The sequence below is a fragment of the Gilliamella sp. B14448G11 genome (assembly GCF_016101765.1).
GTDB classification, from domain to species: domain Bacteria; phylum Pseudomonadota; class Gammaproteobacteria; order Enterobacterales; family Orbaceae; genus Gilliamella; species Gilliamella apicola_N.
This window is the reverse complement of sequence record NZ_JACFPX010000006.1, coordinates 77,413-95,692: the sequence shown is the minus strand read 5'-3', so window position 1 is coordinate 95,692 and position 18,280 is coordinate 77,413. Positions and strand designations below refer to the sequence as shown.

The following is an 18,280-nucleotide window of genomic DNA, read 5'->3' as shown; positions in this document are numbered from 1 at the left end:
AATTGTATGAAAAATATAAATTTATCGGTAGAATCCCGTAGAATCTAATTTTAACTTACATTAATTTTAATTAATCAAATAAAAACATAGTGTTATAGAATGTGATTTTAATGAAAAATATCCAAAAAAATCGGTAGAAATTTGACGGTCAATATTTTAATTATAAAACAGTATGTTATAATTGGAGTGTTCCCTGTATACACAGGGATAAACCGATCACCCCCTATTTTTGACCAACAACGTCGATGTGTTCCCTGTATACACAGGGATAAACCGTTGAATTACGGAAATACGGCGAGATAAAAATTGTGTTCCCTGTATACACAGGGATAAACCGACAGCGCAGGAATAACACGCGGTCTAGCAAGCGTGTTCCCTGTATACACAGGGATAAACCTGATAACGGATTGACAATTTCGGCTGGGTGGGTGTGTTCCCTGTATACACAGGGATAAACCGTAATGAAAATTTAACGACATTCAAATAATGGAAAATGAAGCGTTAAGAATTAGGCATAAATCAAAGTGATCAATTAATTATATTGTGTATAATTTAATTACTTTATTTATTTCAGTTGTAACTATTTGGAACTTCAGTGTTAAAAGATGAAAAGAGATTGGGAATTAATTAGAAAAATAATGCTAGCTATAGAAGACTCTCCATGTGATATGAAAATATCGTCATTTTCGATTAAAGGCTATGATCCTGAGATTGTTGGTTATCATATAAAACTACTTAATGATGCACGTTTAGTTGAAGCCATTAATTCAAGTAGTGATCGAATGATGTATGAATATTATGCTCAAGACTTAACGTTAGCAGGACATGAATTTTTAGATAATATTAGAAGTGATACAAATTGGAACAAAATAAAGAATCTTATTAAAGGTAAAGGTGGTGAGTTAACCTTTGAAACCATAAAAGCGGCAGCTTCTTATATGATTGTAAATTTGTTTTCGTAAATGTTCCCTGTACACAGGGATAAACCGTATACTAAATTATTTATAATAGGATTTTATAAAGCTCTCATTTGAGGGCTTTTTGTTTTAGGATACTTATCCGATTTATTATAAGTTTCGTTGAATTTGCTCTCCTGTTATTCATCCTTTTTGTTGCTAATTCAGTTTAAAATTTTAACAACGCTAATACCCAGTTGGTCCATATTTACTCATCAGACCTTGAACTAACCACGTTTTATTACGGTTATGAATTCCTATTTGATGGTAAAAAGGGTAATGTAGATTTTATTAGGTGCGGTTATATACTCAGAAAAATCAGGTACGGACATCTTGTATAGAATGGGAGTATGTCATGTTTGCTGAAAATTTTTGGATGTCATTTGCAGTGTTAGCGCAATGGCGGACGTAAAGAGTGCAAAAAGTATGTGAAGTTTGATGGGAGAGAGCGATTTGCATAATCTATGGCCGTCTATCGGTGAGTTTAATGGCGGCCATTCTAATTTCCGTTACTCTCAATTTACTAAAACAACGAACCAATATGGTTAATACCATTGATTTTTGCTTAACAGATCGACAATGCCTTTTCATATTGTATTTCAACTTGTCACAATATTGCTTAATTGGCTAAAAATGATTTAACAATGATAATTATTTAGTAACTAAAAAGCAGTAATAGAAGTTGCCAGTTAAAATCAAAACACTTTCCAAAAATAATAGAACATGAATATGTAAGGAGATAAATCATGTCAGTCATTAAGCAACAAACCGGTGAAAGTATACAGCGGATATTAGATGCTTTACCCGAAGACTACAATAAGCTACATCTAATAATGGCAAAAATGGCGGCCGGGGAAGATGTTAAAATTGCATGTTATGGTGATTCGACCACCGATGGTATCAATACAACAAACCATATAAAAAATATTACAGGAACAAATCATAACCTCAATGCCCCTAATGCGTGGCCAGCTCAGCTACAATTGTTGCTTAGAGAAATGTATCATAATAATAATATAAACGTTTTTAATGCAGGATTTAGCGGGAAACGAATAGAAAACGGTTGGGCAACAGATAATTATGAGGCCAATATCACAAAAAATCCGTACTACGGAGTATGTGATATGGTTATCATCAACTTTGGACTAAATGACGCCGCTAGAACTAATCGGCTATATCGATATATTAATCAAACAGAGCTATTAATTAAAAAAGTTATAAAAGATGGTTCAACCCCTGTGTTGCTATCATGTAATCTAACATACCTATCAAAAAAGGACGGAAGCGAAAGGGATAAAATAGATGTTACTCAACAATATAATCAAACTAAAGAATATTTAGCCCAAAAATATAATATCCCATTTTTTGATTTATCCAATGCAATGATTAGTTGGTTACAAAATAACAATCAATATAAATGGGGTGAATTGCAACCCGACGGATTACATTTTGGTGATTTGGGGCATAAATATCAAGCAATGTGGCTAGCGAGTCGTTTATATTCAAATACCGTTATTATTAATGATTCCACACCGTATCAATCAATTAATTTTATGGATAGTAAATCTAATTCTCCATTTGGCTATGCCAGCCAATACACTGGCACAGGTACAAAATATTTATCAATTGTACTCGCGAAAGATGTTAAGAAATTCATTAACCAGCCAACCATGGAAGTTTATATTTGGTGTGAAACTAACAACGTTGCGTGCGTTTATCGCCAAGCTTCATATGAAAATGCTACGGGCAGCTATGTTATGCACAAAGACATTATGAGTGATGTAGTTAACTCGTATAGGATCTTACCTAGATTTGATATGACAAACGGAAAAACCAGTTATGGAGGGGTTGATGTTCCCCGGTATCTGTGCGATTTAAAATATGGGTTAAATAAATTGTCATATATTTATGGTAAAGATAAACAAATTGACACAACTGATTTTTATTTTGGTTTTTTTGATTTCGTTAAAAATTACGAATCTAATTTCAATCCCCGTAATTTATTATATAAATCCGGCCCTATTCGGTGTATCGCAACGGTCCCGGCGCGCAAGAATATAGTCAATTATATTAGAAGAGATCTGTATGATCAGATTGGACAGGATTCACTGCAATTATTTGTTGATGGCAAAAAAACATATTTATATTTAGAATTTGAAGGACCAGAGCTAAATGGAATTGTGCTAACACAAACCAGAGGTATGCGTAAAATGTATAACGATGGCTTTATGCTGTTTAAATTGGATGACTCTAAATTATCGGCGCATATCATTAGGTCATCGGTTAAGACAAATGAAACAACATATTCAACCGCTGCAGAGGGTATTACCCCAATTTTTATGGATAAAACAAATTGTAAATTATTATTAGAATTCTATATTGATAAATCTAACAATATTATTATGAATTCATTAAATGAACAGTATGGCTTATTAAGTCATCATGTTATTTCGCCACTGTTTGCATTTCCATTTTCAAGTATTTTTGGAAATATTTTTAGTAAAAATGTATCGCGAGATGAGGATATTTCAACACAATTTAATATAACAAGGGCGGAGGTATGGTATAAAGATAATATAAATTAATTAACGGTATTTTTTACCGTATTGAATTTATTATTTAATGCTTAATTAATTGTTATGATGAAATCCTAAAGAAAACATCTTAAGAAAGGATAAATGTGAATGTGCAGCCTGCAATGAAGTTATATATGTTTGCCCGAATCTTGCCAAAGGGAGTGAGATTTATGATGATGAGCTTAGTCCTAAGTGTGCATAAGGAATTAAACACACAATAGGTGGTTTGGGGGAAACATATTGAATGCTGCGGGTTTGGTCTGAGAGGTAATTATAATCAAAGACACATTAAAAAAATAATAAAGCGTTATCATTAATCTTGATAAGCAAAATTTCACTTTTTACTTCAAAAGTTTCATTTTTTCTAAACCATTTAATGTGGTTTTTTATTGTCTAAACTAAAATAACCAAATTTCTAGCCAAATGCCATTCTAATTTTGTCTTCAATTTCGAGAGAATCATCATTATTCATGTTCTCATATAATTATTTTATTAATGATTCTATTCACTCTTTTTTTCGTCCTGTTCCTCTATTTGGATTATCATATTTTGGATAGCTTATTCAATGTCTGAATCCAAAAACTTGATTTAACTGTCATAACCATTCCTTATACCTAATTCAAATTCAAGCTCACTGATTACTCACTGAATGGGCTTTGATTTGAATGCTGTATAAACAGCAATTAGCAATCTTTACTTCAGAACTTGATGGCTAGTCGGTCTCTCTCGAGGCTAGGAGTGATTGCGTTGTTCACCCGATGCGTACTCTTGTGATTGCTACTTTCCAAAGCCGCAGTATGTTCATATTCCCCTGCTAGCTACTTAAATCTTGATACCTAATTAGTAACTCGTGGTATTGCTAATTGCTCGGTAGGTTGATTTGTTTTGATGTGATTAGTTTAGTAAGAAGTTAACTAAAGTAAATAATTTAACAAAAACTAAACTGTATAAGCATAAAAAAGCAAATTGTTTAGTTAACAATGAGTTAAGTAATTAAAATAATTATTTGATTGGTTGTTTTTTAAACAAAGATATGTGTATAAGTAGGATTTAATGAATTTTAGGCATAAAAAAACCGCCGAATGGCGGATTAAATAGAGGTTTAGAGAATTATTTCGTTTCATTAATTTTATCTAAAATATCATCATTCAATTCCTGTATTAAAAGAAAATTATGAATATAATAAATAATAGAATGTAATAAGGTTATTGCCACAAAAACTCTGAAATTAAAGAATAAAAAAGAAAACCTTAAATCATCCAGACACTGGATAATTACAAATAAAATGGTCAAACAGATAAAATAACAAATAAAAGCATCTCTTACTCTCTTGATATTTTTCCTTATTTTACTTAAATAAATCGGATTTTTAACTTCAGTTAGATTAAACGAAACAATAAGACCCAGCCCAATCGAAAACATGATCCCTGAGACAGTGTATAATGTCATCATAACAGCTTCATTAACAGTAATTTTTAGACCAGATAATGAAATCAAGACCGAAATTATTGCTATAACTATTATATTAATAACCCATTTATACATTTTTCTCACTGAGTTCCTTTAGATATTTACCCATCTCAATACTTAAATCGGGCTCTGATATTCTACCTAATCCGATATCTTCAACATCAACAATTTTTGTTTCAATAATATCTTTACCTTTAATAAACTTATCTCCTGTTTTTGTCTTATATACGACACTATCTAAATCAGCTATTGGTTTAATATTTGCGCTCAATTTTTGTTTATAATCATAATCGGACATTCCTTTGGGCTGTTTAAATTTAAGTTTTAGTTCTATAGATACAAGTTGTTCCAACTCTGTATCATTGAGTTTAACACTTTCACTTTGAAGATTGCTGATGAAATCTTTAAGCCCAATATATAGATGTTATATTTTTGATTCGCTTTTAGATTCTAAATTAGTTGTCGATATGTTATTAATTGCCGTAATTGGGTCTTTGTATTCTACTATATCAATTTCATTTAATTTTATACTATCTGGTTTTTTTATTACAGGATTAAGCTCAATTATTGTATCAGATATATAATAATTTAAATATGTTTGTATTGGCTTTATTATGCGATTAGAATGAAGATTAGTTATTAAATATTTATTATTCATTGCACAATAAAAATGATTTTTGTATAACGCCTTTAATGCTTCTGTGTCATTACCAATAGTTGAACTTAATTCGCTGAGAGAGAATTGTGCTTTTTCTAGTAGTTCTTTAGGTATACCCGCATCTGTATTATCGGATATTCTCATTATTGTAAAGAATAAGTACTCAGGATATTTATCAGAATAATTTGAAATAAAATCTCGCTCCTTGAAAGGATCATCTTCATTTAAAATCATTTCTCGGTCTTCGCATGATTTAGAACCTTTTAAACGCTCTTTTAATTTATCACAAGCATCGATTGTTTTTTTATCTATATCATTATTTTTTATTTCAAAAGCTCTTAATTTTATGCTTTTTAATATTTTTTCTTGGGTATTACTCATCATATTCCTCACTGAAATTACTTCTTACTCTAACGATTACTGAATATTTTATTCGTGCTATCTTAACATCATCAATTTACCTGTACCCAAAATATACGCTATTCCAGTTATCGGTTTGAATTTATTAAAAAACTCGAAAACATTTATTTATGCTTAATCTTACCTATCCATGTTTTCTTAAAAGCATAGACTGACTCAACATTACTTTGCCATGTATATAAAGCTGATCAATTCCTTCTTCACTAATATCCCAATCTTGGTATTTCTTATTATCAGATATAACAATCAGCTTATTTTTGATTAATTGTAAACGTTTTACATACAATCCACGACCAAAGGTAAAAACATAGATACCATCACTTTGGAATTGATTAACCGTAATATCTATGTATATAGCATCACCGCTTTCAAACGTTCCTTGCATTGAATCGCCAGAAACATTAATTATTTTCAAGTTTTCGGACGGTATCCCATTAAATAATGTTGTTGCGTGTTCATTGTCAAACTCAATACATTTTATAACTTCTACAATATCGTTATTCAAAAATCCGTTTCCTGCGCTGGCGTTTATATTTAAAACCTCAATTACATAGTTATTATTATCAAGTTGATATTGATTATTACAGTTCAATTCTTCTAATTGGATATTATTTTTATCTAAATAGAATTGAGGCATACCATAATCGTACTCTAAACGACGAGCCGATTTTTCCCCAAAAGAAGCCTTACCATTAATCAATTGAGAAATATAGCTCTTTTCTTTTGGGGGAACTGTTTTATTTGTAAACCATTGTTTTAAATTTTTAGCTCTAAGTTCTTTTAATTCAGTTTTATTCATAGAAGCTCCTATTTTTTATATTTTATTTAGTATTTACTAAATAAGCAAAAAGTAAACTTTACTTTGTTTTCGGTCTGGTTTTAAATAAACTATATTAAACTTTTAACTAAACCTAAGGCGAAGATAAAATTATCAGAGTATCTGTTTCATCTTTCAAGAGGCGGTAAAAGCCAATTTGCTAAAAATGTTCCCTGTACACACAGGGATAAACCGCTAGTTCGTATTGAATCGAATTCAACCGAATATAATGGTGACTATAAAATAATATCAATAGAGCATAACGGGGATTTATATGGTTTTAATTGGCATAGTAAATTAGTTTGTATTGGTGGAAAATTTGGAATGGTTTGATATAATGAGCACTTTCAAAACATTAAGGAATTTGAGATGGCCGTAAAGTATTGCACCCTTTGTCAACGAAATGTTACTCCAAAACGAAAAATCGGGGTGGGCACACTAATTGGCGTTTTTTTTACAGGATTTATTTGGGTTTTATTTATTCCTTTTTATAAAAAACGATGTCCTTTATGCTTGGGCGACAAATTAACAATAATCCCAGCAGTGTCACCAAATAAAAAAGATAATAATATTAAATTAAATCATAATTCTAATTTATCTGTTTCTGATGAACTAAAAAAATTACATGATCTAAAAGAAAGTGGTGTTTTAACACAAGAAGAATTTGATTTTCAAAAAAGTAAACTATTAAATCACTAATTATAAGATAAATGTGTTCCCTGTATGTACAGGGATCAATCCAATTCCAATGCCTCGTCGAATGCAGCTAATTTAATGCTCCCTGTGTATATTGCCATTACAGAATTACAGGGTGCACAAATGTGGTTAGTCAAATCTCTTACTTTTCAGATAACCGCTCATAGCCAAATATCTATTTACACTTATTAACACGAAATATCAGACTAACACAGCTATATTGTATAAACTATATACATGTTCACAGTGGATATAAAGACAATGTGAGGATGTAGTATGAACAAGCACGTAGCTGTTTTGGGTGATGAAGTGACCCCATAAAGTTGGACACTTTTATTAAGCGGTTTTTTATGTCTGAAAACCATATACATTTAAATTAAACTTAAGGTGAATTTAATTTCACCAGAAGAGTAAATTATGATAATCATGACCATACAATTACTAAAAAAGTTGATATTTGTATTGGTTGCCGAGAAAGTCAGGTATTTCCTCTATATAGGGGTAAAATGTGTCAAAAAGTTTCAGGTTAACCATACGTTTCAGTATAAATATCAATAAACAATTTAGCTTAACCTTATGTTCCCTGTACACACAAGGATAAATCGGCGGGCATCAATATTACATAGCATTTTTTGCTATTCAAAAATCGCAATTATATATTTCATTGTTTACCATTTTTTTAATTATATGAAAAATATAAATTTATCGGTAGAATCCCGTAGAATGTAATTTTAATTTCTATTAATTTTAATTAATTAAATAAAAACATAGTGTTATAAAATGTGATTTTAATGAAAAATATCCCAAAAAATCGGTAGAAATTTGACAGTCAATATTTTAATTATAAAACAGTATGTTATAATTAGAGTGTTCCCTGTATACACAGGGATAAACCGATTAATGCGCGACAGTGCTTTCGCTCACCCTAGTGTTCCCTGTATACACAGGGATAAACCGTGGCTAAAATTGTTAGCCAATGTTACCGCTTTGTGTTCCCTGTATACACAGGGATAAACCGGGGCGTCTGTATTTGACCGAGCATTCATTTCTGTGTTCCCTGTATACACAGGGATAAACCAATATATTCTATAGATAAAACTCGTTATTATTAATAAGAACAATATTGTTAATTTAGGGATAATTTTTCAGGTAAGCGTTTGAGAATGATAACTTAAAAAAATTATAAAAAATCTTTTAAAAAAGGGATTTAATTATCATAAACCAAATGATATGGTTGATTTCTTGAATTTTCGGACTTTTCCCAAATCTTATTGGTCTCACGATAATTTTTTGTGTATCAAACAATTTATTTTGTTAGAAATGGTACTCAAATATGATTTATTGCCAATTTCGAAATTAACCAAGAAAAAAATTATAATGATAAAACATTTATAAGTTACATCAAATTATTTGCTAAATCTAAAACGTCGAAATTGAGATAATGATTTTTAGTTGAATTAGTTAATGAAGTAAACAATTTAATTAGTTCTGTTAACCAAATAATTACTGCAATAATAATTCATGATGATAATAAATTACTTTTAGCAGAGAAAATAAGAGATTTGCTTAATAAAATTAAGGCAAATGGAGTTTATCTTGACAAAGATAATAACTCGGGTTCAATCATAGCCAGTGCTAAATGGTTAAAAAAGATTGGTAATATTCGACCTACAGATCTATTTTGATATCTTTGGGAAGATCTTAATGTGATAAGGTAGTGGTGATTTACCATGATTATTGATAACAAATGTTGATATTGCCCATATTTAACAATTAGTTTTGGTTTGATTTTTCTTGTTTTTATTAAAATAATTTAAACATGATTATATTAATTTTTTATTTATGACGATGCTTTCCTTTCGTTTTTTGGTACATAGTGTTACCAGTCTTTATAACAGGAATATTGTCGATGTAGTTTAATAGAAATCAACGAGAAAAGCCGAATAATAGAACTTACTATCTATAAATTAGGATAGTTTACTGTTATTTTAATTGATTTTATTATATCACTGCTTGCTATTTTAGCTGTATTCGATTAGTGAAAATTTTATAGGAAACAGACTTAAGATCAAAATAGCTATAAATTCTTAAGAAGAATGGTACGCCCGGGTGGACTCGAACCACTGACCCCCACCATGTCAAGGTGATGCTCTAACCAACTGAGCTACGGGCGTATATCGGAAACACGCAAATATTAACGGGCAATTCGATTTGTATCAAGTAAAAAATTTAAAAATAGCCGTTTTTTTAATCTGTCGAAACATAACGTTGATAAAATAATCAATAAATGGTATTTAATTGTTAAGTTAAAAATGATTGTTAGATGAATGTTTTCTCATTGTTTCTGTTAACCGAAAAATTTTATGCATTATATAAACAGCAAATAAATGTAAGTCGGTAGTGGTTTGTTGAAATTATTTTAGCTATACTCCCTAAATTGATAAAGGGGGTTATTTGTTTTGGTTAATATGTCGATAAAAGATCAGATTGAAGATGTTTTACACAATGTATTTGGTTATAAATCATTTAGAAATCAACAAAAAGAAATTATTGAATCAATTATCGATGGACGAGATACATTAACAATTATTCCAACTGGTGGGGGAAAATCGTTATGCTATCAAATTCCAGCGGTATTATTGCCAAGCACTGCGTTAATCATTTCCCCATTAATTTCATTAATGAAAGATCAGGTTGATCAATTGCTTGCTAACGGTATTCCGGCGGCGCTTCTCAATGCTACCCAGTCTTTGGCAGAACAGCAAGAGGTAGTTGAAAAATATTTAAATCACTCGATAAAATTATTATATATCTCTCCTGAAAGGCTTGCCGTAGGTTCATTTATATCAATGATTCAAAGCCACCCTCCTTCACTCATTGCGATTGATGAAGCTCACTGCATATCACAATGGGGGCATGATTTCAGACCTGATTATCGACAATTAGGGCAGTTGTCCTCTCGATTTCCGAACGTTCCGATTGTTGCGTTAACCGCCACCGCCGATAAAATGACACAAACGGATATCATTCATCAACTTCAATTGGTCGATCCTTTGGTTGTTGTTCGTAGTTTTGATCGCCCCAACATCCGATATACCGTTGTTGAAAAATTTAACTTAACAGAACAAGTGGTTTCTTTTATTGAAACGCAAAAAGGAAATAGTGGGATAATTTATTGTTCTAGTCGTTCCAAAGTTGAAGATATGACGACTCGACTTGCCAGTCGGGGATTTTCTGTTATGGCTTATCATGCAGGGCTTTCTTACAGTGAGCGTCAAATAGCTCAGGAAGCTTTTTTAAAAGATAATGTGCAAATCATTGTCGCTACCGTTGCTTTTGGAATGGGAATTAATAAACCTAATGTTAGATTTGTCGTGCATGCTGATTGCCCTAGAACTATCGAAGCCTATTATCAAGAAACGGGCAGAGCAGGGCGAGATGGCGTCCCAGCAGAAGCAATTTTATTGTTTAATAAAAATGATTTGAATTGGTATTATCAACAAATCGCCGAAAAAGCAGATGGGGTACATAAAGAGATTGAACAACATAAAATTGAGGCTATGGAGTCATTTGCACAAAGTTTAACTTGTCGACGAATTGTATTGCTTAACTATTTTGGCGAAAAACGAACGGAGTCTTGTAATAATTGTGATATCTGTCTTTATCCACCTGAACAATACGATGGCTTAGTTGATGCACAAAAAGTTTTATCTTGCATTTATCGAGTAGAACAACGTTATGGTGCACAATACATTGTTAATGTTTTACGAGGTTCTGCTCGTTCTCAAATTAAAGAAAATGGTCATGATAAATTGTCCGTTTATGGTATTGGTAAAAATCAATCTAGTAATTATTGGCTAAGTGTGATTCGACAGCTAGTTCACTTAGGTTATTTGATTCAAAATATTTCAACGTCTTCAAGTTTACCAACCTTACAATTAACTCAAGAAGCTAGAAAAATACTTAGAGGTGAAATTCCATTATCGTTAGCCAAACCTCGCCTTGAAATTGTTAAGAAAAGCCGCCTAAATCGTTATGCTCGATCAATAAATATGACAGCGATGTTATCCTTTGAAGAGCGTATGTTATTCAATAATCTTAAACGATTACGCAAAGATATTGCTGATAGTGAAGATGTGCCACCTTATATTATTTTCAGCGATGCAACATTATTAGAAATGGTACAAACAACGCCAGCAAGTAAAAAAGAGCTAATTAATGTTACGGGAGTTGGAAAAATCAAATTGGAAAAATATGGCAATCTATTTTTAGAGGAAATTAAAGATTTTATAGTAAAAAATATATAACTTGATGAATAATTCCGTCATAATAACGATTATCGAAAAAATATAGTATTTCAAAATAGTAAATAAAAATAGTAAAAATGGAGTTTTTATGTCACCAATGAATGACATGCCACAAATGTTGGCATTAGTGCTGTTACTGGTTATTCTTTATCTTGGCGATATCGTTTCGATCCGCACCAAAGCATGGGTTCCGTCTGTATTTATCTGCGCTGTTCTTTTTTTATTAGGATATTGGACATTCTTTCCGGCCGATATTGTGGCACGTGCTGGAGTACCAACCGTCGTTGCTGTTATGTTTATGTATTTACTCATTGTTAACATGGGTACTCTTTTATCAGTTAAAGAATTATTATTGCAATGGAAAACCATCTTAATTTCTCTTGCAGGAATTGTTGGTATTATTATTATTGCTATCATAGTTGGGTATCTGTTCTTCGATTTTAATACGGTAGTGGTTGCTATACCTCCTTTAGTGGGTGGTATTGTTTCGGCAATTATTATGGCTAATGGGGCAAAAGATGCAGGATTGCCTGATTTGGCTGTTTTTGCCATCATTATTTATGTGATGCAAGGATTTGTTGGTTATCCACTTACTTCTATTATGCTAAAGCGCGAAGGACGAAAAGTTTTAAAGCAATATCATGCAGGCACTTGGCATGTAAATGATAACTCTAAATCCTCCATTGATAAACAACAAGCAATATCGTCTGATGAAAATCCAATGCCAAGTTTGTTTGCAAAAATTCCCTCAAGCTATAATTCATCGTATTTCATTTTTTTACGTATTGCGGTCATCGGTTTTTTAGCTTACTTTGTTTCAGAAGTTTTAAAACCGATAGTTAGTGTAAGTCCATTTGTATTATGTTTGTTATTTGGTGTAATAGCTGCGTCATTTGGTTTTTTAGAACGCCATCCATTAAAAAAAGCAGGTGGATTTGGAATAACTGTGATGGGGTTAATGTTATTTATTTTTGATACATTAAGTCGAGCAACACCCGAAATGCTTATGCGTTTGCTAACGCCCCTAGTCATCTTTATTTTATCTGCAGTTGTCGGTATGTTTATTTTTTCAGTTATTGTAGGCAAAATATTAAAAGTGAGTAAAGAACTGGCTTTTTCAATTGCGCTTACAGCGTTGTATGGTTTTCCTGCCGATTACATAATCACTAATGAAGTCATTAATAATTTAACTAAAGATCCAAAAGAGAAAGAAATACTAACTAGTCATATGTTAGCACCAATGTTGATTGGAGGATTTATATCGGTGACTATCGTTTCAGTTGTATTAGCAGGAATAATGGTGAATATGATAGTAGGCCCGGCATCAGCAGTGCAATAATTAATTATAAAATCCAAAAAAATGTGATAATCACATTTATTAGCATTATCAATAGCAATTAATGGAAATTAACAGTATTTATTTAATGATAGCTCAACAATGGCTAGTGTTATAAAAGTAGAACAAATTGAAATATTAAAGGTAGTAAAATGACGAATCCAAACATAAAAAAATTAATACAACAAAATATTGATGAGATGGTCGCTTTTCGTCGCGATCTTCATCGTCATCCTGAATTACCGTGGGAAGAGTTTAGAACCACAGATAGAATTGCTCAGGAGCTTGATAAAATAGGAATTGCCTATCGACGTACGGAACCTACAGGGATTATAGCTGAAATTCAAGGAGGTAAACCAGGTAAAAGAATTTTATTAAGAGCAGATATTGATGCGTTACCAGTACAAGAACTGAGTGAAAACATTGATTATAAATCAGCGATTGATGGTAAAATGCACGCTTGCGGCCACGATACCCATGCTTCTATGTTACTGACAGCGGCAAAAGCGCTTTATGAGATTCGCGATCAACTAAAAGGTAATGTAAGACTTGTTTTTCAACCCGCTGAAGAGGTTGCTCAAGGTGCCAAAGGCATGATTAAACAAGGTGTGCTTGATGGAGTAGATAGTGCATTTGGTATGCATATTTGGTCACAAATGCCAGTTGGAAAAATATCTTGTGTAGTTGGATCGAGTTTTGCTTCTGCTGATTTATTGACTGTGCGTTTTAAAGGAAGAGGTGGGCATGGTTCTATGCCACATGATACCGTTGATGCAGTAATGGTTGCTTCTGCATTTGTTATGAATGTCCAATCCATTGTGTCGCGCGAAGTGTCGCCACTTGATCCCGCTGTTGTGACAATTGGTCGTATGGATGTTGGTACACGCTTTAATGTTATTGCCGAAAATGCGGTATTAGATGGAACAGTACGTTGTTTTAACGTTGCCGTGCGTGACAAAATTGAATCAGCAATTCGGCGTTATGCTAATCAAGTTGCTGCAATGTACCGCGCAACAGCCGAAGTTGAGTACATCTATGGCACTTTGCCAGTAATCAATGATAAAGAAAGCGCATTACTAGCACAAAAAGTAATTGTCGAATCATTTGGTGAAGAAGCACTATACTTTGAAGCACCGACAACAGGTGGTGAGGATTTTAGTTACTATACAGAAAATATACCGGGTGCTTTTGCTTTAGTTGGTTCGGGTAATCCTGATAAAGATACCCAATGGCCACATCATCATGGTTGTTTTAATGTGGATGAAGATGGTATGGCATTAGGCGCTGAATTCTATGCGCAATATGCTTGGGCTTATTTAAATCAAAATTAAATTTTGTAAAAAAGTTTCAGGGTAGCTATACATTTATGTAAAAATTCTGTTTTTAGTATAGCTTTCCTTGGGCTATTTGGTGTTGTGAGTTATTGCTTTTTTTAGATTATAGCTAAATTTGAAAATTCAATATATCATCATTCTGTACCTACGACTTCTATTATCAACAACACATATTTTTGGGTCATCTTTTTTGTTTAAATACGTTGCCTAGAACCTACAGATTAGTCATTGTTGTTACTTAACTTCCTCATTAAATTTAATTAATAATAAAGTATTTATTAATTAAATAAAGGTTCATCAATACTTGGAAAAAAAGGTTTAATTGTGTTATATAAGTGATCAGCTTGTTCTGTATTTCCTGCACATTTAGCTGCAAGTCGAGCGTAACAACCACATGGCCAGTTTTTTCTTTTACTTTTTTCAAAGCAATCGTATAACGTATCATATATTTCAATAAGTGTTATGTCTATATCACCAATTTTTACCACATCAACATTTTGTTGCTTAAAATACTCAAGTAAAATAGCTCTGGCTAAGTAGTAAATAATATAATAATCTGATCCAGTAATCTCTTTTCTCTTGCTCCAAAGTAGCATGCCAATTGATATCACTTCATCATGTTTAAATTGCATAGCAAGTGAACAAAACTTACTGAGGGGAAAATCAGGATGAATAAGTTCAGGAGGTGTTTCGTAAGCGTTGCGTGTCCACATTATTCCTGTTTTTATTGTTTTGGCTGGAGAGCCAGCAATCATTGAAAAATCTGAAAATGATCTATTAACAATAGTTCTTGCACCAACAACGCAGCCTTTATTGATTTTTGCACCTTTTAATACAATCGTATCGCGGGCTAACCAGACTTTATCTTCAATGATAACATCTTTAGGAGGATTTATTCTTTTGCGTGTTTGCATATCATAAACACCATGCATGTCTGAGTTATAAATCCTACAGTTGGCAAATAAACAATCATCACCGATATGAATTGCTCCATTTTCAGCCACATGTATAAAAATCATATCATTACAAATTAATCCATTGCCTATAAATAATTTGCAATTTGGTTCAATGATAATTCGACCTCTTAATTCGCATAGATCGCCGATTTCTAACTCTCCACCTTTTCGAACGGTTATCGATGCGGAATTGAGTTTAGTTCCATAACCTATTTTTATTTTTGGGTTGGTATCTAAAAATTCAATATATGATGAATTCATCTCAATTCCTTTTGAAATTTCAAACGGTATATCTGTTTTATTATTTAGAGTTTTTAATATATTCAAAATTTTTCTCCATTAATAAGAAAATGTTTTAAAAATATCATATCATAAAGAGACTGTACATGATTGGATACTCGCTCTTAATTATTAGTTAATATTGATTGCTTATTTTTTATTAAATAAGGATTTTTTAACGAAAGGAATATACTTTTTCAATTTTATTAAGTCTAATATTAAATTAATTAGTTTATCACTACTTTGTAAAAAAGTTTCAGGTTAAGTATACGTTTATGTAAAAAGATGCTGTCTAATATTAGGTCGGTTATTGTCTTGTTGCAGACTAACTTAGCACTTTATGCTATGATAAAAACCAATTTCATTAGTAATAAGCAATGGTGATTATGAGTTATCAAGTTCTAGCACGTAAATGGCGGCCTAAATCATTTTCTGAAGTGGTTGGTCAACAGCATGTTTTAAAAATTTTATCTAACGCGCTATCTTTAGGACGAGTTCATCATGCTTATCTATTTTCAGGTACTCGAGGCGTTGGAAAAACATCTATCGCTCGTCTATTAGCAAAAGGCTTAAACTGCGAAACAGGTATAACCGCCACACCTTGCGGTGAATGTGATAATTGTCGTGATATTGAGTTAGGGCGCTTTGTTGATCTGCTTGAAATTGATGCTGCTTCTAGAACTAAAGTAGAGGATACTAGGGAGATCTTGGATAACATTCAATATCTTCCTACTAAGGGGCGTTTTAAAGTCTATCTAATTGACGAAGTGCATATGCTATCACGCAGTAGTTTTAACGCACTACTTAAAACATTAGAAGAGCCACCAGAACACGTCAAATTTTTGTTAGCTACGACTGATCCTCAAAAATTACCTATTACTATATTGTCGCGCTGCTTGCATTTACACTTAAATGTTCTTGATACGTCGCTCATTGGTGAGCAACTTACTCATATTTTAAAATTGGAGCAGATTAAAAACGATCCCAAAGCGATATCGTTATTGGCTAAAGCGGCTAATGGCAGTATGCGTGATGCATTAAGTTTAACTGACCAAGCCATCGCACTTGGTAATGGCGAAGTTGATACAGCATCAGTGACGTTGATGTTAGGTACTCTTGATAAATCCATCCCTTTTTCACTGATCGAAGCACTGTACCATAATGAGGGTAATGCCTTAATGCAGCAAATTGATATGGCAGCAGCACAAGGTGCAGATTGGGATAATTTATTAGCAGAAAGTATTGCACTTTTACATCAAATTGCTTTGTTGCAAGTTGTACCAACCGCATTAGGCGATTATACCGATCAAGAAGAACGAATTCGTTTTCTAGCAAAATATATGGCGCCAAATGACGTGCAGTTATATTATCAAATCCTATTGATGGGTAGAAAAGATTTGGCGTATGCTCCAGATAAAAAAATAGGTACTGAAATGAGTTTTTTACGTGCTTTAGCTTTCATGCCTAAAAATAATGATACAACTATAGCACCTAAACCAAGTATTAAACCACAGGTTGAGCCATCAATTGTTGCTGAACCTAAGTCACACATACAATCAACACAGTTTTTATCAAAAAAAAAGAGCAATCCAGAATCGGAATCTAACTTAACTTCAAATCAAAATAGCAACATACCTGTTGACTCTCAACCTGTACCGATTGCTCAATCAAATGTTCAAGATCTATCTATTCCTGATGATGCATCCTCTGTTACAAAAAACATATTAGAAATGCGCATGCAGTTAATCAAAGGAGAACAAAAAGCAAAAAAGTCTGAACCCAAAGTCGAGCCTTTGCAGCCAAAATCAGAGGTAATTCATTCATCATTAACTCATGCTAAAAATATCACTCAACTCGCTGATAATAAACAAGTCGATATTAAAGATAATGATGAAGATGAGCATGACAACGAGACAGAAGAAGTCATTACGGCTGAAAATTATCAGTGGCAAGCTTGTGGTTATGTTGAGACTAAAGATGATTTAATTATTGACACTAAAACTTTTCGGGAATCGCTCAACGGTGATAAAACACCTGAAATGACAAAAAAATTAATTGAGGAAATGGCAGAGAAAGATGCGTGGTGTTTTGAAATAGAACAGTTAGATTTATCGCCACTTATCAAACAAATTGTCAGTAATTCGTTCATTGAACAGATGGATGAAAATAATATCATTTTACATATGCGATCTGCGGTAAAACATCTGATCAACTCATCAAGTAATGTGGCTAAAGTTCAAAAAGCGATAGCTAATCATCGTCAACGAGCATTAAATGTTAAGATCATTCTTGATGATAATAAGGATAATAAAACGCCTTTAGAAATGCGTGAAGATCTTTATCAACAAAAGCTTGCACAAGCTAAGGTAACCATAAATGAAGATCCAAAAGTATCGATGATCTGTCAATATTTTGAAGCGAAGATTGATGAGGCGAGCATTCGTCCTGTATAATTATGGACTAAATTTTTTAATG

Annotated in this window: 14 protein-coding genes, 1 tRNA gene and 2 CRISPR repeat arrays; of the genes, 9 read left to right on the top strand and 6 right to left on the bottom strand. The window is 32.4% G+C overall.

Translation table 11 applies throughout. The features are described 5' to 3' along the window. Positions 1 to 186: 186 nt before the first annotated feature. Positions 187 to 459: direct repeats of the CRISPR family, unit length 29 nt; unit sequence GTGTTCCCTGTATACACAGGGATAAACCG. Between the two features lie 146 nt (positions 460 to 605). From H3S88_RS06235 to H3S88_RS06225, 3 genes are all read left to right on the top strand, one after another. After that, positions 606 to 962: a DUF2513 domain-containing protein gene (locus H3S88_RS06235; protein ID WP_198228205.1), complete on the top strand. Its 357-nt coding sequence runs from the start codon at positions 606 to 608 to the stop codon at positions 960 to 962. 432 nt (positions 963 to 1,394) lie between these two features. Further along, a complete protein-coding gene (locus tag H3S88_RS13520) occupies positions 1,395 to 1,505 on the top strand; it encodes an endonuclease (protein WP_198231952.1) in 111 nt (36 codons plus the stop codon). Positions 1,506 to 1,702: 197 nt separating this feature from the next. After that, positions 1,703 to 3,541, top strand: coding sequence for an SGNH/GDSL hydrolase family protein (locus tag H3S88_RS06225; RefSeq protein WP_198228209.1), 1,839 nt, complete (start codon positions 1,703 to 1,705; stop codon positions 3,539 to 3,541). A 1,101-nt stretch (positions 3,542 to 4,642) separates the two neighbouring features. On the opposite strand, the gene H3S88_RS06220 is transcribed toward H3S88_RS06225, so the two are convergent. From H3S88_RS06220 to H3S88_RS06205, 4 genes are all read right to left on the bottom strand, one after another. Further along, the gene (locus H3S88_RS06220; RefSeq protein ID WP_198237260.1) at positions 4,643 to 5,086 is read right to left on the bottom strand and encodes a hypothetical protein; all 444 of its coding nucleotides are present in this window, start codon (positions 5,084 to 5,086) and stop codon (positions 4,643 to 4,645) included. Beyond that, positions 5,070 to 5,354 (bottom strand): hypothetical protein, encoded by a 285-nt coding sequence (locus H3S88_RS06215; protein ID WP_198228212.1) that lies wholly within the window; start codon positions 5,352 to 5,354, stop codon positions 5,070 to 5,072. Before H3S88_RS06215 ends, H3S88_RS06220 begins: the two co-directional genes overlap by 17 nt. Positions 5,355 to 5,426: 72 nt before the next feature. Further along, positions 5,427 to 6,041: a hypothetical protein gene (locus H3S88_RS06210; RefSeq protein WP_198228214.1), complete on the bottom strand. Its 615-nt coding sequence runs from the start codon at positions 6,039 to 6,041 to the stop codon at positions 5,427 to 5,429. A 163-nt stretch (positions 6,042 to 6,204) separates the two neighbouring features. Further along, positions 6,205 to 6,879 (bottom strand): helix-turn-helix transcriptional regulator, encoded by a 675-nt coding sequence (locus H3S88_RS06205; protein ID WP_198228216.1) that lies wholly within the window; start codon positions 6,877 to 6,879, stop codon positions 6,205 to 6,207. A 387-nt stretch (positions 6,880 to 7,266) separates the two neighbouring features. On the opposite strand from H3S88_RS06205, the gene H3S88_RS06200 reads away from it, so the two are divergent. Both H3S88_RS06200 and H3S88_RS06195 read left to right on the top strand, forming a co-directional pair. Further along, complete coding sequence (locus H3S88_RS06200) at positions 7,267 to 7,596, top strand: SHOCT domain-containing protein (protein ID WP_039128880.1); 330 nt, start codon at positions 7,267 to 7,269, stop codon at positions 7,594 to 7,596. A gap of 24 nt (positions 7,597 to 7,620) precedes the next feature. Continuing rightward, on the top strand, positions 7,621 to 7,785 hold the full coding sequence (locus H3S88_RS06195; RefSeq protein WP_198228218.1) for a hypothetical protein: 165 nt from the start codon (positions 7,621 to 7,623) through the stop codon (positions 7,783 to 7,785). A 675-nt stretch (positions 7,786 to 8,460) separates the two neighbouring features. Next, positions 8,461 to 8,672: a CRISPR direct-repeat array (repeat unit 29 nt; unit sequence GTGTTCCCTGTATACACAGGGATAAACCG). A 1,018-nt stretch (positions 8,673 to 9,690) separates the two neighbouring features. On the opposite strand, the gene H3S88_RS06190 is transcribed toward H3S88_RS06195, so the two are convergent. Next, positions 9,691 to 9,767, bottom strand: a tRNA-Val gene (locus H3S88_RS06190). A gap of 294 nt (positions 9,768 to 10,061) precedes the next feature. Here H3S88_RS06190 and recQ point away from each other — a divergent pair. The 3 genes from recQ to H3S88_RS06175 all read left to right on the top strand — a co-directional run bounded on the left by recQ (position 10,062) and on the right by H3S88_RS06175 (position 14,567). Then, complete coding sequence (gene recQ / locus H3S88_RS06185) at positions 10,062 to 11,900, top strand: DNA helicase RecQ (RefSeq protein WP_198228220.1); 1,839 nt, start codon at positions 10,062 to 10,064, stop codon at positions 11,898 to 11,900. A 106-nt stretch (positions 11,901 to 12,006) separates the two neighbouring features. Beyond that, on the top strand, positions 12,007 to 13,239 hold the full coding sequence (locus H3S88_RS06180) for a hypothetical protein (RefSeq protein WP_370528588.1): 1,233 nt from the start codon (positions 12,007 to 12,009) through the stop codon (positions 13,237 to 13,239). 149 nt (positions 13,240 to 13,388) lie between these two features. Then, entirely contained in the window at positions 13,389 to 14,567 is a 1,179-nt protein-coding gene (locus tag H3S88_RS06175; protein WP_198228224.1) for a M20 family metallopeptidase, read from the top strand. A 281-nt stretch (positions 14,568 to 14,848) separates the two neighbouring features. Here H3S88_RS06175 and H3S88_RS06170 read toward each other — a convergent pair whose 3' ends face one another. Beyond that, entirely contained in the window at positions 14,849 to 15,787 is a 939-nt protein-coding gene (locus H3S88_RS06170) for an acyltransferase (RefSeq protein WP_198228225.1), read from the bottom strand. A 404-nt stretch (positions 15,788 to 16,191) separates the two neighbouring features. On the opposite strand from H3S88_RS06170, the gene dnaX reads away from it, so the two are divergent. Then, entirely contained in the window at positions 16,192 to 18,258 is a 2,067-nt protein-coding gene (gene dnaX, locus H3S88_RS06165) for a DNA polymerase III subunit gamma/tau (RefSeq protein ID WP_198228226.1), read from the top strand. The last annotated feature ends 22 nt before the right edge of the window (positions 18,259 to 18,280 follow it).

Bases quoted from the DNA above. Each gene is read 5' to 3' on its own strand.
- H3S88_RS13520 (WP_198231952.1), top strand. From the start codon at position 1,395: ATGGGAGAGAGCGATTTGCATAATCTATGGCCGTCTATCGGTGAGTTT.
- H3S88_RS06210 (WP_198228214.1), bottom strand. From the start codon at position 6,041: ATGAGTAATACCCAAGAAAAAATATTAAAAAGCATAAAATTAAGAGCT.
- H3S88_RS06225 (WP_198228209.1), top strand. From the start codon at position 1,703: ATGTCAGTCATTAAGCAACAAACCGGTGAAAGTATACAGCGGATATTA.
- H3S88_RS06195 (WP_198228218.1), top strand. From the start codon at position 7,621: ATGTACAGGGATCAATCCAATTCCAATGCCTCGTCGAATGCAGCTAAT.
- recQ (WP_198228220.1), top strand. From the start codon at position 10,062: ATGTCGATAAAAGATCAGATTGAAGATGTTTTACACAATGTATTTGGT.
- H3S88_RS06180 (WP_370528588.1), top strand. From the start codon at position 12,007: ATGCCACAAATGTTGGCATTAGTGCTGTTACTGGTTATTCTTTATCTT.
- dnaX (WP_198228226.1), top strand. From the start codon at position 16,192: ATGAGTTATCAAGTTCTAGCACGTAAATGGCGGCCTAAATCATTTTCT.
- H3S88_RS06200 (WP_039128880.1), top strand. From the start codon at position 7,267: ATGGCCGTAAAGTATTGCACCCTTTGTCAACGAAATGTTACTCCAAAA.
- H3S88_RS06170 (WP_198228225.1), bottom strand. From the start codon at position 15,787: ATGAATTCATCATATATTGAATTTTTAGATACCAACCCAAAAATAAAA.
- H3S88_RS06235 (WP_198228205.1), top strand. From the start codon at position 606: ATGAAAAGAGATTGGGAATTAATTAGAAAAATAATGCTAGCTATAGAA.
- H3S88_RS06175 (WP_198228224.1), top strand. From the start codon at position 13,389: ATGACGAATCCAAACATAAAAAAATTAATACAACAAAATATTGATGAG.
- H3S88_RS06205 (WP_198228216.1), bottom strand. From the start codon at position 6,879: ATGAATAAAACTGAATTAAAAGAACTTAGAGCTAAAAATTTAAAACAA.